The 24,656-nt window shown below is 55.3% G+C and carries 18 protein-coding genes; 6 read left to right on the top strand and 12 right to left on the bottom strand.

Annotated elements, in window-relative coordinates; genetic code table 11:
• Positions 1-131 precede the first annotated feature (131 nt).
• The gene (locus AC6IZD_RS16500; RefSeq protein WP_497784561.1) at positions 132-1,430 is read right to left on the bottom strand and encodes a 4Fe-4S dicluster domain-containing protein; all 1,299 of its coding nucleotides are present in this window, start codon (positions 1,428-1,430) and stop codon (positions 132-134) included.
• Positions 1,431-1,701: 271 nt separating this feature from the next.
• Here AC6IZD_RS16500 and AC6IZD_RS16505 point away from each other — a divergent pair, with 271 nt between their 5' ends.
• Positions 1,702-3,339 (top strand): glycosyltransferase family protein, encoded by a 1,638-nt coding sequence (locus AC6IZD_RS16505; protein WP_497784562.1) that lies wholly within the window; start codon positions 1,702-1,704, stop codon positions 3,337-3,339.
• A 58-nt stretch (positions 3,340-3,397) separates the two neighbouring features.
• Here AC6IZD_RS16505 and coaA read toward each other — a convergent pair whose 3' ends face one another.
• Positions 3,398-4,384, bottom strand: a complete 987-nt coding sequence (gene coaA, locus AC6IZD_RS16510) for a type I pantothenate kinase (RefSeq protein WP_497784563.1) — start codon at positions 4,382-4,384, stop codon at positions 3,398-3,400.
• A gap of 149 nt (positions 4,385-4,533) precedes the next feature.
• On the opposite strand from coaA, the gene AC6IZD_RS16515 reads away from it, so the two are divergent.
• Both AC6IZD_RS16515 and AC6IZD_RS16520 read left to right on the top strand, forming a co-directional pair.
• Positions 4,534-4,968, top strand: coding sequence for a TOBE domain-containing protein (locus AC6IZD_RS16515; protein ID WP_497784564.1), 435 nt, complete (start codon positions 4,534-4,536; stop codon positions 4,966-4,968).
• Between the two features lie 52 nt (positions 4,969-5,020).
• Positions 5,021-6,352, top strand: a complete 1,332-nt coding sequence (locus tag AC6IZD_RS16520) for an MFS transporter (protein ID WP_497784566.1) — start codon at positions 5,021-5,023, stop codon at positions 6,350-6,352.
• A 343-nt stretch (positions 6,353-6,695) separates the two neighbouring features.
• Here the strand turns inward: AC6IZD_RS16520 and AC6IZD_RS16525 are convergent, their stop codons facing one another.
• The 5 genes from AC6IZD_RS16525 to AC6IZD_RS16545 form a co-directional block, all read right to left on the bottom strand.
• The gene (locus AC6IZD_RS16525) at positions 6,696-8,003 is read right to left on the bottom strand and encodes an amidase (RefSeq protein ID WP_497784567.1); all 1,308 of its coding nucleotides are present in this window, start codon (positions 8,001-8,003) and stop codon (positions 6,696-6,698) included.
• A 1-nt stretch (position 8,004) separates the two neighbouring features.
• Positions 8,005-8,883: an LpxI family protein gene (locus AC6IZD_RS16530; protein WP_497784568.1), complete on the bottom strand. Its 879-nt coding sequence runs from the start codon at positions 8,881-8,883 to the stop codon at positions 8,005-8,007.
• 125 nt (positions 8,884-9,008) lie between these two features.
• Positions 9,009-9,785: an acyl-ACP--UDP-N-acetylglucosamine O-acyltransferase gene (gene lpxA, locus AC6IZD_RS16535; protein ID WP_497784569.1), complete on the bottom strand. Its 777-nt coding sequence runs from the start codon at positions 9,783-9,785 to the stop codon at positions 9,009-9,011.
• Entirely contained in the window at positions 9,785-10,297 is a 513-nt protein-coding gene (gene fabZ / locus AC6IZD_RS16540) for a 3-hydroxyacyl-ACP dehydratase FabZ (protein WP_497784570.1), read from the bottom strand. Before fabZ ends, lpxA begins: the two co-directional genes overlap by 1 nt.
• 102 nt (positions 10,298-10,399) lie before the next feature.
• Positions 10,400-11,749, bottom strand: coding sequence for a DUF6531 domain-containing protein (locus tag AC6IZD_RS16545; protein ID WP_497784572.1), 1,350 nt, complete (start codon positions 11,747-11,749; stop codon positions 10,400-10,402).
• 169 nt (positions 11,750-11,918) lie between these two features.
• On the opposite strand from AC6IZD_RS16545, the gene AC6IZD_RS16550 reads away from it, so the two are divergent.
• Both AC6IZD_RS16550 and tatA read left to right on the top strand, forming a co-directional pair.
• The gene (locus tag AC6IZD_RS16550) at positions 11,919-13,076 is read left to right on the top strand and encodes a M20 family metallopeptidase (protein ID WP_497784573.1); all 1,158 of its coding nucleotides are present in this window, start codon (positions 11,919-11,921) and stop codon (positions 13,074-13,076) included.
• A 125-nt stretch (positions 13,077-13,201) separates the two neighbouring features.
• Positions 13,202-13,378: a twin-arginine translocase TatA/TatE family subunit gene (tatA, locus tag AC6IZD_RS16555; RefSeq protein ID WP_497775105.1), complete on the top strand. Its 177-nt coding sequence runs from the start codon at positions 13,202-13,204 to the stop codon at positions 13,376-13,378.
• A 79-nt stretch (positions 13,379-13,457) separates the two neighbouring features.
• On the opposite strand, the gene AC6IZD_RS16560 is transcribed toward tatA, so the two are convergent.
• Entirely contained in the window at positions 13,458-14,057 is a 600-nt protein-coding gene (locus tag AC6IZD_RS16560; RefSeq protein ID WP_497784574.1) for a Maf family protein, read from the bottom strand.
• A 48-nt stretch (positions 14,058-14,105) separates the two neighbouring features.
• On the opposite strand from AC6IZD_RS16560, the gene treZ reads away from it, so the two are divergent.
• Positions 14,106-15,854, top strand: coding sequence for a malto-oligosyltrehalose trehalohydrolase (gene treZ / locus AC6IZD_RS16565; RefSeq protein ID WP_497784575.1), 1,749 nt, complete (start codon positions 14,106-14,108; stop codon positions 15,852-15,854).
• Between the two features lie 69 nt (positions 15,855-15,923).
• Here treZ and AC6IZD_RS16570 read toward each other — a convergent pair whose 3' ends face one another.
• The 4 genes from AC6IZD_RS16570 to AC6IZD_RS16585 form a co-directional block, all read right to left on the bottom strand.
• Positions 15,924-16,682, bottom strand: a complete 759-nt coding sequence (locus AC6IZD_RS16570) for a PEGA domain-containing protein (protein WP_497784577.1) — start codon at positions 16,680-16,682, stop codon at positions 15,924-15,926.
• Between the two features lie 223 nt (positions 16,683-16,905).
• Positions 16,906-17,499, bottom strand: a complete 594-nt coding sequence (locus tag AC6IZD_RS16575; protein WP_497784578.1) for a hypothetical protein — start codon at positions 17,497-17,499, stop codon at positions 16,906-16,908.
• Between the two features lie 198 nt (positions 17,500-17,697).
• Positions 17,698-22,086: a chitobiase/beta-hexosaminidase C-terminal domain-containing protein gene (locus AC6IZD_RS16580; RefSeq protein ID WP_497784579.1), complete on the bottom strand. Its 4,389-nt coding sequence runs from the start codon at positions 22,084-22,086 to the stop codon at positions 17,698-17,700.
• 1,842 nt (positions 22,087-23,928) lie between these two features.
• Positions 23,929-24,510: a hypothetical protein gene (locus AC6IZD_RS16585; protein ID WP_497784580.1), complete on the bottom strand. Its 582-nt coding sequence runs from the start codon at positions 24,508-24,510 to the stop codon at positions 23,929-23,931.
• Positions 24,511-24,656 lie beyond the last annotated feature (146 nt).

Here is a 24,656-nt window from a genome sequence, read left to right on the forward strand (position 1 = left end):
GGCATCCTCCCTACTGTCTTGCTCTGCTGGCCGCCGTTTCTAGTCCAAACTTCGATGAAAGCAGCTTCATAAATGATGTTCCGCTCCATCCTAATTCCTGGAATAGAGCTTTTGGCCAGCTCCGGTTCCGCTCAGCTATTCCTATGCGTGAACTCATGATGTGAAAGCAGGTACTCAAGATAACGCGACTTCATTTGGCTGCTCGCCATGGCCTGCTTCAACGGCGGCAGTCGTAAGATGACTCCCAGAATGGCGGCCATCGCACGGTGGCTAAACAAGGCACGGTTATCGAAGATAAGATCCTGCAGTTTCCCGCGCTCAATCGCCATGATCACCGTTCTGTGCGCTGTGTTTACGGGCGTAATCACCCGGCGAGAACGCAGCCGCAGCTTTGCAGCACCTTCCGTTCTGCACTGACGCACACAGACGCCACATCCGAGACACAGTTCCTCATTTACCCGAGCTTTCTTCAACTTTGGGCGTTTGGGATCGCCTTTCGAAACAAGTCCCATGGCCTCCACGGGGCAGGCCTCCACACAGCGCCCACACCCTGAGCACTTATCGGACACGATTTCGGGCAGGAAATTCGTCGTTGCTATCGGGTTCAACACGGCGAACCGCTTGGCCGCCAGCATCGCTTCGCAGCAGCAACCACAGCAATTGCAGATGAACGTGACCTGCTCACGTACGTTTTCGCCAAATTGCACCAGAGCGTGCTCGATTGCTGTTTGCAGAAGGTCCAGACCTTCGCTCGCATCCACACGGCGCGCGATGCCGTGCTTGATCAGCGAATTGGCCGTGGAACCGAATGTCATACAGATATCCATCGGCGCATCGCACGCACGATTTAAATGCTGCATCTTGTGACGGCAGTAGCACGTGCCGATTGCCATATGCGAAGCGGTCTTCACGACTTCGGACGCTCGCTCGTAATCAAGTACATGCAGCGTGTTGTCTGTGGCCAGAGCCGGTTCATTCACAAACACGCGGCCCAGTTGCATCTCGCCTCCGGTGAACAGGGCGCGAATAAAATCTTCTTCTACATTCAGATATTGGTAGAACAGCTCTGCCAGCAGCTTCTGGTCGTAGCTGTTTCCTACCCGCATCATTGAGAACTCGAAAAAGCCAGCCATTGGAGGCGGGAGCACGTAAGCCTGTTCGCCATGAATTTCGGTATCGACCATCATTCCGCGAGAGGCTAGCCGGTCAAGGATCGCGCGAGACTCAGCTTCGCTTTTCTTCCAAACGCGGGCAGCGGAATCTAGATTGAATGGCTTTATTGGGAGCAGTGAGACGAGTTCAGCCTCTTCAGGTGAGAACAGTACTTGCAGGATTTGGAACAATAACTCGGTAGGCGGGGCACCCTGTGGAAACCGGTTCAGCCTCTCCGATAACTTTCGATAACTCTCGCGTGCGGTCTGGTGCGACACTGGCGCGCTCCTTCCCGCCGGAACCCGGCCCCGTACACGTAAATACTGCCCACTATCGCTACATCACAACTACAAATACCCCCAATTTCACTTGCTTGCAAGCAGGTACAACAGTCACAGGCGAAGAAAGCCGCCTTTTTCACGCCAACGCCGAGGTTTATGAACCATCTTTGGCCACGTAGAATGAACTCCGAACCTCATGTCCAGTGGCGATCAAAGCTCGAACAGATTCCTCAATTTGTTGATAGGCGCAATTCTCTTCTGCGGAACAATGGCGTTTGTTCTTTGGCAGAACGCGCACCTGACGGTGCTTTGGGATCTAAGTTACATTCTTGAAAACGCTACCCGAATGTCTCTCGGGCAGATTCCGTATCGTGACTTCCCGTTCCCCTACGCGCCTCTGACATTTGCTTTCCAGGCTGCGATCATCAAGGTCTTCGGACGTGCGGTCATCAATCATTATCTGTACGCATCGATCACCGCGGGAATCGCCACCGTCCTGACCTGGCGTATTTTGCTCCGGATCCTTCCGAGTTCGTACCGCTGGACAGCCGTTCTACTCTCGCTACCGCTCATATTTCTCGGCACCAGCAGCATTCTCCCCATTCCGTTCTACGATTCCGATTGCACGCTGTTCGTGCTCTTGTGCATATGGCTGCTGTTGCGAGTTGAATCGTGGAACTACCCCCCGCTTGCAACCTTTGTGGTTGGAATGCTCATGGCCATTCCGCCTTTCATCAAGCAAAACACTGGGCTGGCATTCCTGCTAAGTGCCTGCACGTGCTGCCTGTACGTTGCGATTCGCGGCAACAAGCGATGCGCGATCCTGGTGGCCGGAGCCGTCACGGGATTTGCTTCGATACTTTTGCTGATCCAGATCATTGCCGGATTGGGGAACTACTATCATTGGACGATCCAGTTCGCCGCATCGCGCCGCTTGCCTGGACTCTCCACCATGATCGCGACGTACACAGATCCGGCTCTGATCTGGATTTACGTGGCGTTCGGCATCGGTTTTGCATTGTACTTCTGGGGCTATGGACGGAATGGGAGGAGATGGGCCAGTCTGGCACTGCTATCGGTTCCGTTTCTCTGGGCGGTGGTAGAGCTGGTTCTGCAGCAGGATGCCTCTGACCGAGTCGAGGCGCTGCTTCATCTTTGGCCGCCATTATTGCTCGCCTCCATAGTGGCAGTGCTGCTGAGGCTGCCTCGCGCAGATTCCTTTTCGCAGTTGTTCCCGCTCGTTATCCTTGGCATGATCCATGGAGCGTTCCTGTCTCAACAGCTTTGGGGTTCTACATACGCACTGTGGCCCTTGCTGATGCTGCTGATCGCAACGCTTATCAGTGTTCTGATCGGGCGTGATCAACAGAGTGCGAGCGAAGGAGGTTCGTCCGCGAGACTTCCCTTCACTGTGTTCGTCGCAGTCATTTCGGTTACCTTTTTGATTGCTGGCGGATATTACGCGCTCAGCCACGAACGACTGGATTACGTTGACCTGACCGGTGACACCCTGGATCACTGCAGCCTGCCTGCCCTGCACGGGATTGCAATGCGCGGCAGCTGGATGTCAGATTTCGAAGAACTTGTCGCATACACCGAGCGCAAAATCCCGCACGATGACGCTATCCTTACACTCCCGGGCGAGGACCTTTTCTACTTCACAACCGGGCGCGTGCCTAAGTTTCCAGTCGTGATGATGGACAACACCGTCAATCCCTACTCGGCTTCCCAACTGGTGCAATTAGCTCAAGAGCGAAACGTGCAATGGATTATCGTGAAGCGCTCACTACAACTGCAGGAAGACCCTACGCCCTTCCGTCCGCAGTTCCTCTCTGAGGCAAACCAATACTTCGAACCTGTGGAGTCATTGAACAATTACGACATCTATAGACGGAAGCAAAACTAGACTCCAACAACATAAAAGGCCGGAGCTAGAGCCCCGGCCAGATTCACTCCGAGATCTTCTAAACTCGGCGCAGCCAGACTTCTTGTACGCGGTGATCTGGCCCTTTCTGCATGACTACCTGTGCGCGCTCACGCGTTGGAGCCACATTCATGACCAGGTTCGGTAGATTGATGCGCTCCCAAATGGTCTCCGCGAGCTTCCTCGCTTCATCCTCCTCGAGATCCGCATAGCGATGGAAATAGGATCTCGGATTGCGGAATGCCGTGCTCTTCAACAGCATGAAACGTTCTAGGTACCAACGACGGATACATGACTCTTCGGCATCGACATAGATGGAGAAGTCGATCAAGTCGCTGGCAAAAAGCATCGGCGAGCGCCGCCCACCGACGTGATTCATCTGCAGCAGATTCAATCCTTCGAGGATCAATATCTCCGGTCGTCTGATCTCCAGGAACTCGTTGGGCACGATGTCATAGCTGTCGTGAGAATACACAGGCACTTTCAGGATCTTGTCGCCTTGGCGAAGAGCGACCATGAAGTCGAGCATCCGGTGGAGGTCGTAGCTCTCCGGAAACCCCTTCTTCTCCATCAATCCACGCTCTTCGAGCAATGCATTGGGATGAAGGAATCCATCGGTGGTCACCAGTTCGACACTGGGGTGATCGGCCCAACGCGAAAGAACCTGCGTCAGCACACGCGAGAATGTGCTCTTTCCGACGGCGACGCTTCCGGTGACAGCGATGACATATGTAGGACGCACGCTCGGGCGTCCGAGAAAAGCATTCTTCACCCGCCCCAAGCCATTCACCATGGCGATGTGAATGTTGAGCAAACGCCCCAGCGGGAGATAGATTGCCTCAACCTCTTCCAGAGAGACCGGGTCATTAAGCCCGCGCAATGAGTCCAGATCCTCATCGCTGATCTCCAGAGGCATGTTTGCTCTGAGCTGTGCCCAGTCCTGTCGGCTGAACTTGTCATAAAGATGCGGAAACATCTTGTGCATCTCGTCAGCGTTTCGACTTTGGGCCGTCTTGCTGTTCGCCATCGAAATCCCTTTGCTGTTGTCGGATGTATCGTGCAACCTTGCCGTTGCTAGTTTAGGTCACTAGCGCTGTTCGCGCCACGTGCGACGACTACCGACTCAAATCCCGATTGTTTGACCTTCCACTTGCGAAGGGGATAGCATTCGTCGCAGTGACAGCTAAGAGCAAAACCGCCCCCAAGGCTGAAGACCTGTTGCCTCTTCGCGACGCCGCGGCGCAACTTGGCATAAGTTTCCCGACAATCAAGCAGTGGATTTACAAGAAGAAGCTTCGCAGTGTGAAGACTCTTGGGGGACATCATCGCATCCCGCAGAGCGAACTCGATCGCCTGCTGTTTCGCACTCGAGGCAAGAACGAAGAAGAACGAAGCGAGGCCTTTCATCGCGTCAGTGGCCGCAACCAACTCGTGGGACGCATCGAATCGGTTCGAACCAGCGGCTTGATGGCAGAAGTTGTGCTCTCGATTGGCGACCAGCAAATTACAGCGATCATTACGGCACGCTCCGCACGCGAAATGCAGCTCAAAGCCGGACAGACTGCCGCGGCCCTCATTAAATCCACGGAAGTCATGATCCTGCGCGTGTGATTTGGCGGACTTCAAGCCTGACTCCTGCTGTTCATCATCTAACTGAGTGACAATGCCTTCTGATCAGCCGACCCCGCGCTGGCGTTTTCTGCTTCGCGCTCTCGAACATCGAAATTATCGTCTCTTCTTCAGCGGCCAGAGCCTCTCGTTAATCGGCACGTGGATGACGCGCATCGCCACAAGCTGGCTCGTCTATCGCCTCACGGGCTCGGCATGGATGCTCGGTTTTATCGGATTCCTCGGGCAAGTCCCCACTTTCTTATTGGGACCTTTTGCCGGTGTGTGGGTTGATCGCTGGAGTCGGCATCGCACGCTGGTTTGGACCCAGGTCTTCTCGATGGTGCAGTCCTTTGCGCTCGCGATACTGTCCTTCAGTGGACACATCGCAGTGTGGGAAATCGCCGCGCTTAGCGTCTTGCAAGGAGTAATCAATGCATTCGACACGCCCGCGCGTCAGGCATTTCTGCTTGAGATGGTGGGCGACCGCGCGGTTCTTTCCAATGCCATCGCGCTCAACTCGACAATGGTCAACGCCGCTCGCTTGCTCGGTCCCTCGATTGGAGGCTTGATCATTGCGCAGTTCGGAGAAGCGTGGTGTTTCGCGATCGACGGGTTCAGCTATATTGCCGTCATTCTCAGCCTGCTTCTGATGACAGTTGCGGCGGGAGCGCCGCGACGGCTCGAAGAAGAGAATCTCTGGCGTGAACTGTCGGAAGGCTTCAGCTACGTTTCAGGCTCGGTTGCGATGAGCTCAATCCTGCTGCTGCTTGCCGTCGTGAGCCTGGTCGGAATGCCGTATTCTGTTCTGCTGCCAATCTTCGCCTCACAAGTCTTCCACGGCGGCGCGCACACGCTTGGACTGCTGATGGGAGCGACCGGAGTTGGCGCACTCACCGCAGCACTCACGATGGCGGCACGTCGTTCGATCATCGGATTGGGACGGCGCATTGGAGTGGCTGCAATACTCTTCGGCGGCGGAATTCTGGTCTTCTCGCTATCCCGGAGCCTGCCGGCTGCGGTATTGATGCTGCTCGTCACCGGCTTCGCCATGATGCAACACATGGCTGCCAGTAATACCATCCTGCAGACAATTGCCGATCCTGATAAGCGTGGGCGCGTTATGAGCTACTACACGATGGCTTTCATGGGAATGACGCCTTTCGGTTCGCTCTTCGGCGGAGCGGTCGCTGCGCGCTTCGGCGCTCCCCGGGCGCTGACCGTCAGCGGAATCATCTGCATCGCCTCTGCGGCAATCTACTTTGCGGTACTGCCTTCGATCCGACGTGCGTTGCGCCCCATATATATCGAATTGGGTATTCTGCCGCAGATGAACCAGGCTATAAACTCCGCGTCCAACCTGGCTTCCGACAATGCTCCGAGATGAAAAAAGGCCACCGGACGCCCGGTGGCCAAGTCGCAGAGTTCAGAGCTTAGAAGTGCTTCCTAAAGAAATATTGAACTGTCCCGGGGTGGCCTTAGCCGTCACCCGAACACAGGCAGGACCGTGGTCCCGCACTTCGATAGCTCGTAGCTATGATATGCAAATTTCAGTCCATTTGCAGCCGGTTCATAGGTCATTGAAAACCATGAGCTTACGCGAAGACAGAAACGGAGAACGAACGGGGATCCTATGGAAAGCGGAAAGAGAGCCACCCCGATCCTCCGCTTTTCAGTAGATTTACTTAACTCCCTATAACTTTCTGTTTCAGAAATTCTCAGTGGACACTTCAAATCTGGAGCGCTCTCTCCAGCTCTCGCGCTGCACTTAGTGCTGTCCAATCCTTGCCCCAAGCCGCGCTTACCTGCACTCCCACCATGCGGCCGCAAGGAACGGAAACTGTCGGCCACCCGAGCACATTGAATGGCCGTGTGTTGCGAAGCATTTTCAGTTCGAGCACCCGGGCCTCGGGTCCGTCGATCTGCTCGAAGGTAGGCGGCAAGATGGGAGACGTTGGCGTCAAGACGACATCTACGCCCGGTACGCCTGCGCGATTTCTCTCGCGCATCAACTCCAGCCATCGCCGAGCCTCTACATAAGCTTCGACCCCGACCTTCTTGCCATTCACGATTCTGGGAAGCGTCCGAGGGTCGTACAGATCGCTCTTTTGGGCAACCGACTCGGCGTGATACGCCCAGCTCTCGGCGTTACTGGCCTTACGGTCTTCACTGATTTCGATGTCAACTTCCTTGATCTTCCAGCCAATGCGACGTGCGGCCTCAAGTGTCCGCTCGAAGCCAGCCTTGACCTCTGGGGCTAGATCGTCGCAGAAATACTTTCGGGCGACGCCGCAGCGGAGGTCCGATGCACTGATCCACTGTGTCGATTGCTCGGCCAGAACGGCAAACAACTCGCCTGCGTCTTCCACGGTACGCGCCAGAGGCCCGACATGATCATAGGAAAACGCCAGAGGAATCACTCCAGCAGCCGGAACAACGCCATAGGTGGGCTTGAATCCCACGACTCCGCAGCATGCTGCCGGCAGACGGATAGAGCCAGCGGTATCGGTTCCGACGGCGCCAAAGCACATCCCAGCAGCCACTGCCGCTGCCGAACCTGATGAGGATCCACCACAGACCCGGTTCCGGTCCAGCGGATTGCGCGCCGCTCCAAATGCACTCACCACGCCACTGCCGCCGTAGGCGAATTCGTGGAGGTTCGTCTTGCCTATGAAGATTGCTCCCGCAGCACGCAATCGCCGAATACATTCTGCGTCAGCTTCGGACGGAGCCGCATTTTCAAGCACGCGGCTTGCTGCCGTGGTGCGCATTCCTCGGATGTCGATCAGGTCCTTGATCGCCAAGGGCACGCCAGCAAGCGTTCCGGTGGAAGAGGCTCCCTTCCGTCGTGCGTTGTCGCACTCTTCAGCCTCGCGAAGCGCTTCGTCTTTCGCCAGGCTGATGAATGTCCGCAGTTCCTGATTCTCGGCCTCAGCCTTTTCAAGACAGGCTCCCACCACGCTGGAGGCTGAAACCTCACCCTTTGCGAGCGCCCTGCGCAGCTCCGTCAAGCTTCGCTGTGTAATCTCGATTGGCAATTCATCCTCGTGCACTAGTAGGATGCCCCGGATAAGGCGCCGCTTCCTCAGCAATGATGGCGATTTCTGCCCGGTCAGCGGCAGCAATTACACTTTCACGATCGAGCATTAGACACTTGTTCGCATCCAGAGCCAGACAGCTCGCACCTGCCTTCACCATCGTTTCGATGGTCCTTATGCCAATAACTGGCACGTCAAAACGCATATCCTGATTGGGTTTGGCGACCTTGACGACTGTGAGAGCCCGGCTCAGGGTGCTAGCCTCGCCCTTCAGGGTCTGCATCAGCTCTCCGGCCCTGAGGATCGCTTCGTCGGTGCCTTCCATTGCCTCGATGGCGACGCAAGCGGCTTCGGCGATCACTACAGTCTGTCCAATGTCGAACCTGGCAACGTGATGTGCGACGGCACGCCCGTAGGTGATATTCGTCTGCTCCTGATCTGTGGGAGCTCTGCGCGTCAGAACGCCAACCCGAGCCAGCATGGGCTCAAGCAGGCTGGTCGAATTTTGCAGGTGGATGCCTTCGTCGGCCAGCACCTTGGCAACAGCGCCAATCAACGAATCGGTGTTGCGGGTAGCCAAACTCATCAGCAGCTTCGCGAGCTTCCAATCCGGCTTGATCGCGCTAAATATCTGCTTGTGTTTGACCTGCCCGGCCATGATGGCTTCGCTCACGCCCTCTTTCTTGAAGGTGTCGATCAGTTTGCCCAGTTCTCCCAAGGAAAGCCAGTGCACGGAAGCCGCGCCGCGCTTCTCAATCGCTGCATCGGTTTCCTCGCGAATGGCCGCTACGACCACCTCATAACCTTTGGCGCGTGCTGCGTCCAAAACCAGAAACGGAAACTTACCATTGCCTGCAATCAATCCCAGACGTGCACCCATCGTGTCGCTCCCCTTGGCGTAGCCACCTACACAATAAAGCCGGAGCATAAGGCTCCGGCCAGTCTATCGTCCACTCTTACTCTTAACTCAAGCTCAGAATTTCCCATTCCGAGCACAATCCAATTCTATTTCAGAACTCCGCGCTCGCTCTTGCGGATGAATTCTAGGAGTGACCTCACGTCCTCGGTCAGTTCACCCTCGCTCTCGATTCTCTCGAGCGCTTGCGTGGTATTCAGCTTAGCGGCCAACAGAATGCGGAACGCCCGCTGAATCTTCTGCACGCGCTCCTTACTGAACCCTCTGCGCTCCAATCCCACGGAGTTTGCGCCAAAGGCGTGCACATCGCGCACCGCGCTGGTCTTTGAGAATGGCAGGACATCCTGCGTAATCGTCGTTCCGCCACCGATATACGAGTGTGCACCCACGGTCACGAACTGATGCACGGGGCAAAGCGCCCCCACCACAGCCCAGTCCTCAACGGTCACGTGACCAGCCAGTGTAGCGGCGTTCGCCATGATTACGTTGTCGCCAATATGGCAGTCATGCGCGATGTGGGCATAGGCCATAATCAGGCAATTCGAGCCCATCGATGTCAGCCCGCCGCCCTTGATGGTTCCACGATGAATGGTGACGTACTCGCGAATCTCGTTGTGATCGCCCATCTCGAGCCGTGTTGGCTCGCCCTTGAAGGTCAAATCCTGAGGGCCCATGCCGACTACGGCAAAGGGATGGATTCGATTGTGGCTACCCATCTTGGTGGGTCCGGTGAGAACCACATGCGACAACAATTCGCAGTGTTCGCCCAATTCCACGTCAGGTCCGACAACGCAAAACGGCCCAATCGTGCACGACTCGGGAACGTGCGCCTTGGAATCCACTACTGCACTGGGATGAATGGCCATTATTCCGCCGATCCTTCAGCCTTCTTGGTGCTGACAAGCTGGCACATCACAGTTGCTTCGCAAACCTTCTTGCCGTCGACGGTGATAACGCCTTCCATCTTCACGGCCAGCGTGCGCCAGTTGACTACGTTGACTTCAATGCGCAACTGGTCGCCCGGAATCACCTGACGGCGGAACTTCGCGCGATCGATGCCGGTAAACACCGTCAGCATCTCATGGCGATTGGGAATCTCGGTCATGAGCAGGGTGGCACCTGCCTGCGCGATCGCCTCAATCATCAGCACGCCTGGCATGATCGGATTGCCCGGGAAGTGGCCGCGGAAAAACTCTTCATTCACCGTCACGTTCTTGATGGCGACAATGCGCTTCTGCCGCTCCAGTTCGACAACTCGGTCGATCAACAGGAACGGATAACGATGCGGCAGGATCTTTTGAATTGCGACGCTGTCGAGAGGCAACTTCTCAAGAATTTCAGGCGTAACAGTGGTGTCAGGACTATGGAATTCGCTCATTGAACTTCCCGTGGATTGGTAACAAAAAGTATAGCAGCCAGAGATGGTCAGAACGAAGTTCTAATCCCGTCCCTCCGCGACAATCCTTCCGAGAGCGTTGTTCTACTTCAGAAGAGATGTGGAGCTAACCTCCGCATGTTTATTCACGCCCACACGACTACACATCTGGGACAAAGACTCACGTCGGCGTTCACCATTCAGAGAATACAGGGAGGACGGAACCTCAAGATGCAAATTGCTCGGCTTACACACCAGGGTAAGTTTCCCCAGAGCGTTGTTCCCTGACTGTCGCTCAATTTCAAGAGTCCAGGCAGAATGTTTACCCAAATACTCTTCACGCACCTCATAACCTGCTGAATTGAAAAAGTAACGGACACGTCCATCATTCGCATCCACAGTATTGATCTTTGATCTGTCTTCTGCAGGCGCACCGTAGTGCACAACCCAATGATCTCCGATGCTTGTGTCCTGTTGCTTGAGTCTGTCTTCGCCATCGAATTGATTTCGCACGTTCAAGTCGTACCCCGCCGCGCAATCGGAAGGTTCCAACAAACGTAGAGCCGAATCCGGGAGCACAGGATTCTTTCGTCGACAGGCAGCGATGTTTGTAGGACCAGTTTCATGCACCCAGGTCATATTGAACTGATTGTCGTAACCAAATTCCTGTTTTTCGCCCAGCCAACTCCAGGTGTCAGCCAATGCGCCCAACGCGTTGTAGTGGTAGTTCACCCACCGACGACCGCTGTCGTCCTGTATTCGCCGGATACGTCCAGACGGGTCCACGTCGAAGGCAACGTAGCGCCCTTCAGGTGTCGTGACCCGCTGAATATTTCCAGACTTGTCCCGCTGAATCGAAAGGCGTTTTCCTTCCGCATTTCTAACTTCTATCACCGCACACTGCCCAAGGTTCGTGCTTGCTGGGCTGCAACCATGAATCGTGTACTGGAGGCCATTGCTCAGTTGCACCGTCCATCCCCCGCGACCATTCCACACGATGTGCGATTCATAGAACTCGCGCGGGCTCGTTTTGTTCACAAATACCGCGTCCGCATACCCGGTCCCTTGCGAGATGCGCACATATCTCTCGCGCGAGCCGTCGGCCATCACCAGTTCTACCCATGAGAACTTGTCTGCATCGCCAACAATGAACATGTCGTAACAGGTGCTGCCCCCAATGCCAAACGATCTCGAACGTTGATCCATATTGCGCTGCGTGCGAACTAATTTGATGGGGATGCTCCCGGGCACATACATATCTGTGTAGGTCCGGTAATAGATACCAGTTTCGATGTCGAAGGGGTCCGCCGTCGTAGCATTCACGCTCAGCAGAGAGTTCGTGTCTCGATGTGCCAATTCACCATCTCTCAGCACCTGAGCCAATAGTGCTGGAACATAGATCAGTACAAAACACACCCCAATCAACCACCCACGTATGCCACAAATCAATTTCACCGAGACCTCCTGACCTGCGCACAAGTGACAAAGCATCCAGACAGCCAATGTGAACCGGCCAGCAGGCCTGATCAACCAACCCCATTGGCGCATTGCTGATTGCTCCCGAAATGGGATTACACCTGCTGCTTCGAGTTCCAGTTCCCTCGTCGTACAATCCGAACTCACGATGCCTTCACGCACACGATCTCCGTTCCTTCAGCAACTGACCGGTCAATTGCCGGAGATGGCCTCCACACTCCGCCGTTATGTTGAACAGGAGTCTCCGTCCAATTCGCCTGACCTTATTTCAGCGCTGCTGGATATCATCGCTTCCGATTTCGCGCCCCTCACTCGGCAGATACGCCAGCACAAATTGTCCAGATACGGCTCGGCGCTCCAGATCGATATTCCGGGGCCGAGACGAGCGCCACGCATTCTGTTGCTCGGCCACACGGACACCGTGTACCCGGTCGGAACCCTTCAGACGATGCCTTGGAGGGAACAACGTGGACGGCTCTATGGCCCGGGAGTTTTCGATATGAAGGCAGGCATCGTACAGGCACTGTTCGCCGTTCGAACTCTCCTCTCCCAAGGCCCACTCCCCTGCTCCGTCAGCTTGTTTTTGGTCCCAGATGAAGAAAGCGGGAGTCCAGCTTCGCGAGTCATAACCCAGCGACTGGCCCTACGCTCCAGCGCGGTTCTCGTCCTCGAACCAGCTTTCGGCGCCGATGGGTCTTGCAAGACTTCGCGCAAGGGCATTGCCCGATACACGATTCGGGTCCATGGACAGGCAGCTCATGCTGGGCTGGACTTCGAGCGCGGAGCATCGGCAATCACTGAGGCCGCAAACCAGGTAATAGCAATCTCAGGACTTTCGCGCCCCGAACGTGGACTGACACTGAACCCCGGGATCATTTCAGGAGGAACCCGCCCGAACGTCGTAGCGGATTTCGCTGAAATTATCGTAGATGTGAGGTTTCTCACAGCTTCCCAAGCGTCCCGCGTAGATGCTTGTATGCACAAGCTCAAGCCGATAGATCGCAGATGCCGAATAGAGGTGCTGGGCGGGGTGGAACGCAGTTCTTTCGAACGATCACCCGCTACGGTTCGACTCTATAGGCTGGCGGCTCAGGCGGCGAAAGAAATTGGATTTCACCTCGGCGAAGCTGCTGTCGGGGGAGCCTCAGACGGAAACCTTACTGCGGCGCTCGGTGTTCCGACGCTTGATGGCCTTGGTGCCGTAGGGGACAACGCCCATTCGCCCGGAGAGTACGTGGTAGCTCGCGAAATGCCCCGCCGTAGTGCTCTATTGGCGGAACTAATAATGACTCTGGCCAGACCTTAAGGGGTTTCATCCCTTTGACGCACCGCCAGAGGTACCCTAAACTGATAGAGATTCGACAGCCTGCAGGTGGACGAAGATTTCCGATACACCTCGAACAGTCTGAGCGAAATTGGAGAATACACACAATGTTCGGTGGAAAAATTGGCGTCCCGGAACTGCTCGTCATCCTCGTGATCGCGCTCATCATCTTTGGCCCCTCGAAGATCTCTGAGCTGGGCAAAGGCCTCGGCGAAGGCATCAAGAACTTCAAGAGCGCCGTTAAGGATGGCGAAGCGACCCCGGCCGAGCCTGAAAAGAAGTAGATCGGCGCGCACTGCAGGTTCAGAGTGGATTCAGGGATTGCGCCTCGCGCACTGACGAGGCGCTTCCCAGGTTGAGTATTCAAACACGCGTGGAAGACTGCGTTCGTTTTTCTTCCGCGCGCTTCAGTATCCTGCACAGCCTCGCTACAGGTAGCCCAACTACATTGAAGTAGCACCCTCGTATCCGCGGAATCCACTGCGAAGCCCTGCCTTGAATTCCATAAGCCCCAGCTTTGTCCATTGGCTCGCCGGTGGCCACATAGGCTTCAATCTCTTCTGGCGACATTGTGGAGAATTCCACGTCGGTTACTTCGGATTCCACATCCGAGACCACGGATCCATGGCCGTTGTAACGAGCCACACATACTCCTGTAGTCACCTGATGAATCCGTCCGCTTAGTTGCATGAGCATTCGTTTTGCGTCTTCGGCGTCTACCGGCTTGCCAAGACTCGCGCCATCGACCACTACGGTCGTGTCGGCTCCTACCACAACGGCATCATGCGACGAGTACTTCAGAACCTCCAGGGCCTTCTCGCGCGCTAGGCGCCTCACGTATTCAAAAGGGTCCTCGCCCTCGCGAGGTGTTTCATCCACTTCTGCGGGGCGTACTTCAAAATCAATTCCGGCATTCCGCAGCAACTCTGCCCGCCGCGGAGACTGCGAAGCAAGTATCAGCATAAGTTCATTCTACGCAACCTTCCTCCCACGTTCGCTCGTCCTACCAGCGTGCAAACCGCAAGTCAGCCTTCTCCACTGGGTGCCACTGTCCGAGGCGATCTCGTTGATTTTTATCTCTGGGCACCGAATCTCAGCTCAGTCAGCCTTCGTCTGCTTCGTCCAGACGCGCCGCCCCGAACGTATCCAATGCTGCCCGCAGCGGGATATTGGTCCCTGACGCTGCCTGCCGGCGCTGGTGATCGCTATCAATATGTCAGCGGAGATCTCTCGCTTCCGGATCCCGTTTCAAGATTGCTGCCTGAAGGCGTGCACGGGCCTACAGAAATCGTGAATCCTACATTTCCCTGGACTGACAGCATCTGGCGCGGGCTTCCACTCGCGAACTACATCATTTACGAGTTGCACGTGGGCACGTTCACGCCGGAAGGCACACTCGATGCGGCTATCTCGCGTCTCGACTACCTTCACGATCTGGGCATAACTGTCATCGAGTTGATGCCGCTCAATGCCACTCCTGGCAGCCGAAATTGGGGGTACGACGGGGTTGGACTTTATGCCGTACAAGCGAATTACGGTGGTCCGGACGCGCTACGACGGTTTGTGAATGCCGCCCACCAACATGGACTCGCGGTGATCATCGATGTCGTCTATAACCACTTCGGGAATGAAGGAAACTACCTATCGCAGTTCGGCCCTTACTTCTCTAACAGGCACGAAACGCCTTGGGGCAACGGCATCAATTACGACGATGCAGGCTCTGCTCACGTTCGTCGATTTATCGTCGAGAATGCCATTTACTGGTTGCGCGAATATCATCTCGACGGCCTAAGACTCGATGCCGTGCAGACGATCAAAGACGACTCTCCACAACATATCGTCGCGGAAATCGCAGCTCGGGCTCACCAATTTGGAGCATCCGAAAGGCGCACAGTCGTAGTCACCTGCGAGACGGATGAAAACCAACCTCGATATGTGCTTCCGCCCGAAAACGCTGGATATGACGCAGATGCCGTCTGGAGCGATGACTTCCATCACGCGATCCACGTGTTGCTAACGGGCGAGAACAAGGGCTACTACCAGGACTTTGCGAACCCTCAGCGCATCGACCAAATCATCCTGAAGATTCTTTCCGAGCCTTTCGCTTTCCAGGGAGAGCCGTTTCAGTTTTGGCAAGGCAAGCCCCGCGGGGCCTCGCCTGCTGGTGTGCCTCTTCCTTCACAAGTCGTTTGCATTCAGAACCACGATCAGGTTGGAAATCGTGCGCTCGGAGAACGACTCACAGCACTTGCTCCGGCGGGAGCCAGAAAGCTCGCGGCAGCACTCCTGCTGCTCTCTCCCCACACGCCACTGATTTTTATGGGGCAGGAATACGACGAGTCAGCGCCATTCCAGTTCTTCACCGATTATGGAGATCCTGTTCTGCAAAAGGCAGTCTCCGAAGGCCGTCGTCGCGAGTTTGCAGATTTCGATTGGACCGAAGTTCCCGACCCGCAAGATCCAGCAACGTTTGAGCGCTCGCGGTTGCAGTGGTCTCAAAATCCGGAAAACCTGGACATGCTCGCCTGGTACCGCATGCTGCTGCGCCTGCGACGGAAATATGTTCTACCGAATGCACGCACAGCTCACGCCGAATGGAGCAGCGATCACATCTTGAACGTCCAATCTCCGAATGACGCGCCACAACTGCAGATTCTAGCGAGCAACGGAGCACCCCTCCCCACATTGGGCAACGAGTGGAAACTGGAATTGGAGAATGACCAGGACGGATATCAAGTGCAGGTTTTTGTGCGGCGCTAGGAAGTTATGAAATGCGGGTTCGTAGCATCCACATTGCATTCGAACCCGCACCCAATGATTGTGGGCATTTCATCGCTCGACGGCGGCAGGCTCACGCTGTACTAGCATGATCCGCTTCACCTGATTGCGGTCTATCGTCTTCAGGGTTCCCACTGCACGCACTACGACACTGGTGGCATCCATCGATTCCACATCTCCCGTCAGAGTTGTGCCATCACGCATCTCGATAGTGTCGTGGGCCAGCGCACCTAGTTCGTAGCTAATCGTGCCACCCGAAACATCATCAGGCCCGAATTCAACCGGATATGTTCCCGTGTTGAATCCCTCGTGACTGAACTCGAGAGAATGTTTGCCCAATGCAAACTCAACCTGTTTCGGCGTAACGCCAACTTCCTGTCCATCCACTTTCAAACTTGCACCAGCAGGAATTGAATACACGGTGATCCGCAGTTTCTTAGGCGGGGCGGCTGGACCAAGTTCCTTAGGCAATGCGGTTGCCACGATCTTCAGCGATACCGGCTGAGCGCCTGTAACGTGGAACGGCAGCGTAAATCGCACTTTCTCACCCACCCCAACGCGGTTCAAGGTCATGTATCCGTTCCCGATTCTCATGTTGTCCTTGCTGAAGAAGAACACATCAAACGAAGCATCCGGGATGGGCTTAGTCCAAAGGTTTTCGGCGGTTACTTCCACCATGTACGCACTTTCGGAACCGACGGAATTAAGTTTCGCGAACTTTCCGAGAGTGAAGCGCACGACGGGGTGTTCATTAGAAGGCCAAAGAATCGTTGTGGGTGCATCCTTCGCCTGCAGTGCGATGGCGAACAAGAGAACCACCGAAATTACGAGCTTCGTTTGAAACCTTCTCGAGCAATTAGGCGTGGTCAGCATGGGTATCGTCAATGGTGCCGCGAGACGATTGAAGAATCAATTCAATTCTCGTGGGATTAGAAAAGTGGTATTGCGGTACGGAGCAGTACCTTACCCGCACAGTGGGGCGGCAGACTACGCCGCCGCCGGTGTCAAGCGTTAGAGAAGAACCGAGCGACGGTCAGTCTATACGCATGTCGCTGTCATAATCGACTACGAGCGATTGGTCTTTCAGATGCACGGCGCGAATATCTAATTTCTCCAGAGTCAGAGGGTAGCCACTTGTTTCGGTGGATTTCGTCAGGATCTGGCGCAGCATTTGGGCTGCGTTGATCTTGATGCTCGACGGCACCTTGTGGCTCAGAAACGGAGAGAGCAGGAAGTTAACTTCCGCCGAGTCGCTCACGCGATCAACCCTTGCGTCTGTCACTCCAATGATTTCCCCTTCCGCACTGGGAGCCAATGAGATCACGGTGTTCATCGATATTGGAAAGCCGATACAGCGACCGCCGATTTGCTTGCCATACTTACCGGCCGTATGTACGCGCACTAGGATGCGGTCTCCAGAAAAGCTTAGGTGCGGATCTTCCGCATAGAGGAAACACGGCGAATGTGGGTCGCCTTTGAGGTAATAACGCTGGTCGGTTGTGGCAAACAAATGCGCCTTCAGCGTGCGCTCAAGTGAAGCAGATGAAAGCTTGAACTGCCCAGCCTCGCAGACTGGAACACAGCAAAGTAGCAGACAGCAGGACAATACAGTGGAACGAATCGACATGATCTTACCCAAACAGAGCCAAAGAATGGCGAACCGTCGCGCGGCGACGCGAGGCAACTGAACTCAGCCTAAAAGAGAGACTCTGAATTAAAGAATACTCCTGTTGCTCTGCTCCGAGCCTCGCATATCGGACACAAATACTGCTGACGAACTCCATTACAAATTAGGCAAGAGTTGAACTGCTTTGTTCCATGGCTTCTAGTTTACGGTGAGCGTCAGATTTGCCGTCTGCTGAATTGTCCCCGAAGTGGCCGTTACTGTCACATTGTAGGTAACGGGACCCTGCGAACCACCGCTACCGCTGGCGCCGCCGCCTCCCCCGCATCCGGCTACCAAGCCAAGCGCGAAGACCAGTGCCAACATGAACGCTCTGTCCAGCAACCGTCGCCGCCGAGCAAAGAAACATGCCACAATGGCAAGTCCACCTGTTGGCAGGAACCATGGTCCATTGCGTCTCACCAGACTTGTTCGCGAGTTCACCGAAATCGTCAATTGGGTCGTTATGGCGGACCCTGATGGCATCGCTGTCATGGGATTGAACGAACATGTTGCATTTGCGGGCAGTCCTGAGCAGGCGAAGTTCACGGTGGAATTGAAACCGTACTGCGGGGTAACGGTTAATGTCGTCGATACTTGCGAGCCAGAGTACAGAATCAGCGAAGTTGGTGACGCGCTGAATTTGAAGCTGGGCGTAATCGTGTAGGTGGCACTCGCAACAGCGCTGGTGGCGTAGCCACTCGCCACGGCGATGGCTTTGATCGTTTGCGAAACCGACACATTAATCGCTCCACTGTAAACGGTTGAGTTTGTCGTCGGCTCGGCTCCGTCCGTTGTGTAATAAATGACCGCTCCCGCCGTTGTATCGCTGAGCAACACAGTCTGCGGGGCCGTGTAGGTTCCCATTGGGACGTTGAATGTAGGCGTAGCCGCTGGAGGAAGACTAATGGTGTAGGCTGCTGACGCTATTGGACTCAGCGCGTGCCCGTTAGCCACGGCGACAGCCAAGATGGTCTCTGTGGTCGAAACTGAAATCGGTCCACTGTAGACGGAAGAGGTTGCGTTTGGCGCAACTCCGTTTGTGGTGTAGTAGATCGTCGCTCCATCGGTCTGGTCCGAGATTGTCAGCGTTTGTGCCGAGTTGTACGTTCCTGGAGCCAGGCTGAACGTGGGAGGTGCGGCGGGCGCTGGAGGCGGCGCTATCTCAGTTCCGGCGAGCGTATACACCCACACATCGTTAAGCACTCCCCGACCGCCTTGTGAATCGAACGCCGTCCCTCCAAACAGCCAGAGATTTCCACTGGAGTCCGTCCAGGTGGCAGCACCAAGTCTTCCACCGGGAGTATTGCCATTGGCGGGAATTCCAAATGTTCCGTACTGCCCAGGCGCCCCCCAGCTTTGGAATGGAATCGAACTGCTGCCGCTCATCCATCTCCATTGGTTGATGTAAGGATTGAATTCCCAAAGGTCATTGAGCCAGCCTGCTTCTAAATGGTCGTTTTCAGCACCGAGGCCGCCTAAGAGCCAGAAGTTTCCAGCGGCATCGGTCCAGGTCGCCGATTGGATTCGCTCAGAGGGGATATTGGCGGGTGCGAACACGCCCTGTGTGCCATAAACCCCGCTGCCGGATTTAGCTCCGCCGCCGATGCTGTTCGCACTGGTGAAGGCCCATTCGTTCAAGGAAGGATAAAACTCCAGCATGTCGTTCAGGTAGGGACCGACCCCGACCGTATCAACCCCCAGACCCCCAAATATCCATAAATTGCCACTGTTGTCGGTCCAGCGCGCAGGAGACACAAGGCTCCAAGGTATGACGCCTGGCGCTGGAATTCCCACCAGTCCATAAATTCCCGGCCAGCCTGCACCTACTCCGGGTACAGACTTTTTGCCGCCCATCCATGCCCATTGATTGGTAGAGGGACTAAATTTCCAAAGATCGTTTGGATAGCCTTGGAACCCTCTGGAGTCATATCCGAGCCCCCCAAACATCCAGACATTGCCCTTGCGATCGGTCCAAGTGGTAGGGTCCCTTCTGCCTCCCGGAATATTCGCTGGCGCGGGGATTCCGAACGAACCGTACTGTCCACGCTGGCCGCAATAAAGGCACGGTACCACATCACTTCCCCCCATCCAGGTCCATTCATTGGTGGAGGTATCGAATCTCCAGACATCGTTGAGAAGCCCGTGGGTGCCGGAGCCATCGAATCCTTCTCCTCCAAACAGCCAGAGACTCCCATTCTCGTCTGTCCAACTTGCGGCGCTCAAGCGCCCTCCTGGAGTGGTTGTGCTGGCGGGCGAACCTAGAATTCCGTATACCCCTTGCACGCCGCAGTCAGCTAGACCGCCAGTGCAGGTCAGAGTGGAGCCGCCACTCATCCACGTCCATTCCCGCGTGGCAGGACTAAACCTCCAAAGGTCATTGAGTCTCCCCGAGTTTCCGGCCGAATCGTATCCCCAGCCTCCGAACATCCAAAAGTTCCCTTTGTTGTCGCTCCAGGTCGATGCACTTGACCGGGCTCCCGGTGAGTTCGACGGGGCTGAAATCGCGAGTGTGCCGTACCATCCTGCGGTGCCGCAGGCGCCCTTGATGGAACAGGCTGCAGGAATCAAATTGCTTCCCCCCATCCAGGTCCATTGGCCTGAGTTCGACCCGACTACGTAGGCCGCGCTGGCCACGGGGCTGTTCAGGTAACCCTCTGCGACTGCCATTGCCTGCAATGTCTCGGAAGAGGAAACGGTAATCGGTCCCGTGTACCTTATGTTCGGTGTGGTTGGTGCCGTGCCGGTTGCGTAGTAGATGGTTGCGCCGGGAGTGGTGTCGGATATCGTGACTGTTTGAGCAGTCGGATAAGTTCCCGAAGTCAGGCTAAAGGCGGGTGTTGCAGGAACGGGAAAATTCGCCATGTAGCTCGCGGTCGCGATATTGCTGTTTGCATATCCGGGGGCGCTGGCAAGTGCCTCGATTGTTTCTGTCGAGGAGACGGTGATGGGGCCCGTATACTCTGCAACCGGTAGCTTGCCATTGATCAGGTACTCGATTCTTGCTCCAGGAGTTGAGTCTTCGATCATGACGGTCTGCCAACTGGTATATGTCCCTGAACCTGGAGAAATGACCGGCGTGGCGGTTACCGGCACGTTGCCGGTATTGGGTTGGAATTCCCAGAGGTCGTTCAAAATTCCAGCAGTTCCTACTCCGTCCAACCCGGCGCCACCGAACAGCAGGAAATTGCCTTGCGCATCGGTCCAACCGGAAGCATGGTACCGCCCGCCGGGAGTACTCGCCAGGGATGGAGTCTGATAGTTGCCGTAAGAGCCGAGGACCCCGCACCAATTCGCAAGTATTGCGCAAAAGATGGAGTTCTCGGTGCTCCCTCCCATCCAAGCCCACTGGCCAGTGGTGGGGTTGAACTCCCATAGATCGTTTAGGAATGCACTGACGTTGTCGGCGTCATAGCCAACTCCACCAAACAGCCAGAGGTTTCCTTTTCGGTCGGTCCATCCTACGGATCCCACTCTGGCGCCGGGTACATTATTCATATCGGGCGTCTGCAAAGTGCCGTAGACTCCCGCCGCGGTTTTTCCGGTGACTGCCACCGGCTCTCCGCTGATCCACGTCCACTGGTTGGCTACCGGATCGTATTCCCAAAGATCATTCAAGTATGCCGAAAGATTTTCCTGACTCACGATACCGCCAAACATCCAAAGTTCCCCACTCGGGCCGACCCAGCTCACAGCCGAGTTGCGTGCGCCGGGTACGTTGCCCATTGCAGGCGTTCCTTTTGTGCCCGGCACGCTTAATTGGGCGATCGTGTTTCCGCCACTCACCCATGTCCATTGGCCAGTGGCGGGAACAAACTTCCAAAGGTCGTTTAGATTGCCCTTCGTACCCGTCGAGTCATAACCCACGCCGCCAAACAGCCACAGGGTTCCTTGGCCATCTGTCCAACTTACTGCGTCGCGCCGTGCCCCAGGGGCATTGGAAGGCGAGCCAGTACCGAGCGGTCCGTAGATACCGATTTGATTCGCCTCTACGCTTCCGCTTACCCAAGTCCACAGTCCACTCGATGGGGCGTACATCCACAGGTCGTTCGAGTAAGAAGAGATGCCGGTGTAGCTATAGCTTCCGCCACCAAACAGCCAGAGATTTCCCTCCTTATCCGTCCAGCTCACGGCACCTGATCGCCCGGCTGGAATATTGTTTGCCCCAGGCGTCCCTTGAATGCCACTCTGACCTTGGCCAACTCCAGTTTCCTTCGGCAAGATGTCCTCGCCGCCCGACCATGTCCACTGGCTAGTGTCGGGGTTAAACTTCCAGAGGTCGTTCAGGTAGCCCGGATTACCCCCGGAATCGAATCCGCTGCCCCCGAAAAGCCAGAGATTGCCCTTGTTATCCCTCCAAGTGACGGGCTGCTCCCGGGCGCCTGGAACATTCGCAGACGCCGGCGTCCCGAGTGTCCCGTAGACACCAATGCCTTCTGATACACGACTGCCTGCCATCCATGCCCACTCGTTCGTTTGCGCTTTCGCGGATGAACACGTTGCGGCGATCACCATGACGATCAAAACAATCGTTGCGCGGTAAGCAGTCAAACGCTGCCTGCACGCAGGCCTAGCAACGCCGCCCGAAGTAATTTGGTCCGAGTAAGAAGGAATACAAGAAGGACCTCTGTGCCTAAGCTTGGCTTCTGGAGTGGACAATCTGATTCTCTCGCTGATTAATTTCGGAAAAAGTGTACGCATGAAGCTAACTAATAAACCACTGTGTCAGCAACCAGAATTCAATCGAAGTGGTGGAACCTTTGGGCGTTGAAGTGGCTCTTCGTCTGCTCGGACTGCGAGGCTGGAGCGAGGCGGCGAATTGCGTGGACGCATCGCACAGGAGGGTGTTGCGATTGAATTAACAGCCAATGCAACGAAGCGGCCTTTTCGCCTCAATGGCGAAACGGACGCGCCTGGTGCTGGGAACCCGCTCGCAGTTATTGGAAACTGGTCCCCGCCTTACGTTCATTCTTGTATTGCCACCTCTAGAACTAGACCGAGTGGAAATCAATCAGTTGCATGCTTCGTCACAAAGTCGGCATGCATAAGTTCCTCGTTTTCATAGGCTTTGGATCAGCAAAGAGTGGGCACGATTATTGCGCGAGTGCGCAGCAATGTTCCGTCACAGCAAATCACGCATATGCGTTGATGTGCGAATCTACCTGCGAAAACGCAGCTTGCGATGCAAGGCTCAACTCTCCCCGCGACAAAACTTAGAGCATCTGAAGCTCGTATGTGAACATTGCGCCCATCTGTGTCGCATGCGAATTCGCATGACGTGCATCGAGAGCTTTTCACCGCCTGCAAAATCGACGGACTCTACAACTGCACAATTGCATCTTTCAGCGTATCGGTCCACGTCGCCTGACCTGCTGCGACCTGTCTATTTGCCGTCGTTCTCGCAGGTAGCAACAGGCACAGTAGCGACCTGCAGGAACCTCCTCGCTCTTTTGATTGGAATCTTGTGAATGTTGCAGATGCTGACATTACATGCGAAATCGCATGACTCGAATTGGAGCTACTTATTGACACTGCAAAAATGCAGGTGCCCTCGCCGGTGAACGGGCGGGCCAGATCTAGGCTGCAACGCCCTCACTTACTGCATCGTCGCATTCAACACCACCGGTGTTTTCGCAGCTTTGAATTCAGGGCATTCTGGGAGGCTTCGAATTCACAGGTGATTTCACAGGTGGTACCGCAGGTAGTGCGAAGGCTGTTTCAAAACTCAGACTGGCTCCGACGGCTAGAACTGCGCTATTGCAGGTAAAGCCGCGGGATCCAGAACTTTTGATTAATCTCTTCAGCCCTGCGAGAGCTAGGTTGTGAACTAGGTAGGCATTGCAAACGCATGCGAAATCGCAGTGCCTGATTTCTGCGTCGTTGGCGCGGTTGCGATATCGACGGCTGAAGTGCATGCGAAATTGCAGAAAAGACTTCTTTCTCTTGCGGCAAGGATTCTGCGATTTTGCAGGCAGCACTAACTGTCAAATTGCAGCCTGCGGCTGCGCGCTACCAGCCAGACTTGGAACTCCGCAGGCAACGGCGCATGCAATTGTACAGACGTCTTCTGGAGCTTTGAATGTTTGCGTCGGAATTGCAGGTGAAAATGCATCCCGCGAGCGCGTGGCTCGAACAGTAAAACGACTATTCCCAGCTAGGAACGATGGCATTGAGGTGCAAAGGTCCGAGTCTGGCACCTGTTGCTACGACTGATGATGGGAGCGGTAGTTAATCGAACAAACGGTCTGAGATGCAGTTATGCAGCAATGCTTAGTTTGAGTGGGCTAATTTCGGTAGGACACAATCTAAACTGACCAGCAACAAGTAATGACACAACACGTTTACTGAAGACATTACAAATTGCTCCGACTTAATGCGACATTAATTCTGTTCTCATCCACCATTAGACTGTTTCTCCTGTTCCATCTTCTCGAGTTCAGCGAATGCGGTTCGAAGTTCTTCGGCTGCCGTGTTTGATGTGACTGCTTCCTTTGGTTGGAAATTGGATTGGAAGCGTTCAAACTCCCACGGGTCCTCGAGCACCTGCGAAAGCCGGTAGAGGGCGTTACCCAAATCAACCATGTTGCGAAACTCGATCTGGATGTGCCCCCTCTCGATGGTGATGTTGAGCGGCAGAGTCTCGAGCGTTGCCGAGATGTCGTCCTTTTGAATGAATTGTCGCAGACGCTTCTTCGGCGGTGGATTATCTTCCCTGCGCTGACAACGAACCAGTTCCTCAGGATTGTCACTCTCCGCCACCTTATCCAGAAACGCTTCCAGTGTCCCGCGCTCGATCAGCAAGCTACGTCCAACCTTGGCGTCTGTCGAAATCGCCTGCATGAGCACCTGAGCCGCTCTCGGTTTCAACGAAAATAGCCGCTCGATATCCCGGCGTTCGTAGTGACTTCGAATCGAGTCTCGGACCGAACGCTTGATCTCGGATAGACTCGCCATCCAGGACGTTCGTCGCGCCATAAACACCCTCTCGTGTTATGAGCACTTTAACCCGTTTCGCACGAAATGGAAATCTACTGCGCGAATGCGCAGCGAGAATCATGAGTAACGACAGCAATGAACAACTGAGCACGGGCGGTCCAAGTTGGACGTAAGGGCTTCACCCT

The sequence above is a fragment of the Koromonas humicola genome (genome assembly GCF_059726255.1).

Excerpts from the sequence above, each read along its gene's own strand:
- fabZ (WP_497784570.1), bottom strand. The coding sequence starts at position 10,297 with ATGAGCGAATTCCATAGTCCTGACACCACTGTTACGCCTGAAATTCTT.
- coaA (WP_497784563.1), bottom strand. The coding sequence starts at position 4,384 with ATGGCGAACAGCAAGACGGCCCAAAGTCGAAACGCTGACGAGATGCAC.
- lpxA (WP_497784569.1), bottom strand. The coding sequence starts at position 9,785 with ATGGCCATTCATCCCAGTGCAGTAGTGGATTCCAAGGCGCACGTTCCC.
- AC6IZD_RS16530 (WP_497784568.1), bottom strand. The coding sequence starts at position 8,883 with ATGGGTGCACGTCTGGGATTGATTGCAGGCAATGGTAAGTTTCCGTTT.
- AC6IZD_RS16520 (WP_497784566.1), top strand. The coding sequence starts at position 5,021 with ATGCCTTCTGATCAGCCGACCCCGCGCTGGCGTTTTCTGCTTCGCGCT.
- AC6IZD_RS16585 (WP_497784580.1), bottom strand. The coding sequence starts at position 24,510 with ATGGCGCGACGAACGTCCTGGATGGCGAGTCTATCCGAGATCAAGCGT.
- AC6IZD_RS16575 (WP_497784578.1), bottom strand. The coding sequence starts at position 17,499 with ATGTCGATTCGTTCCACTGTATTGTCCTGCTGTCTGCTACTTTGCTGT.
- tatA (WP_497775105.1), top strand. The coding sequence starts at position 13,202 with ATGTTCGGTGGAAAAATTGGCGTCCCGGAACTGCTCGTCATCCTCGTG.
- AC6IZD_RS16550 (WP_497784573.1), top strand. The coding sequence starts at position 11,919 with ATGCCTTCACGCACACGATCTCCGTTCCTTCAGCAACTGACCGGTCAA.
- AC6IZD_RS16505 (WP_497784562.1), top strand. The coding sequence starts at position 1,702 with ATGGCGTTTGTTCTTTGGCAGAACGCGCACCTGACGGTGCTTTGGGAT.
- AC6IZD_RS16560 (WP_497784574.1), bottom strand. The coding sequence starts at position 14,057 with ATGCTGATACTTGCTTCGCAGTCTCCGCGGCGGGCAGAGTTGCTGCGG.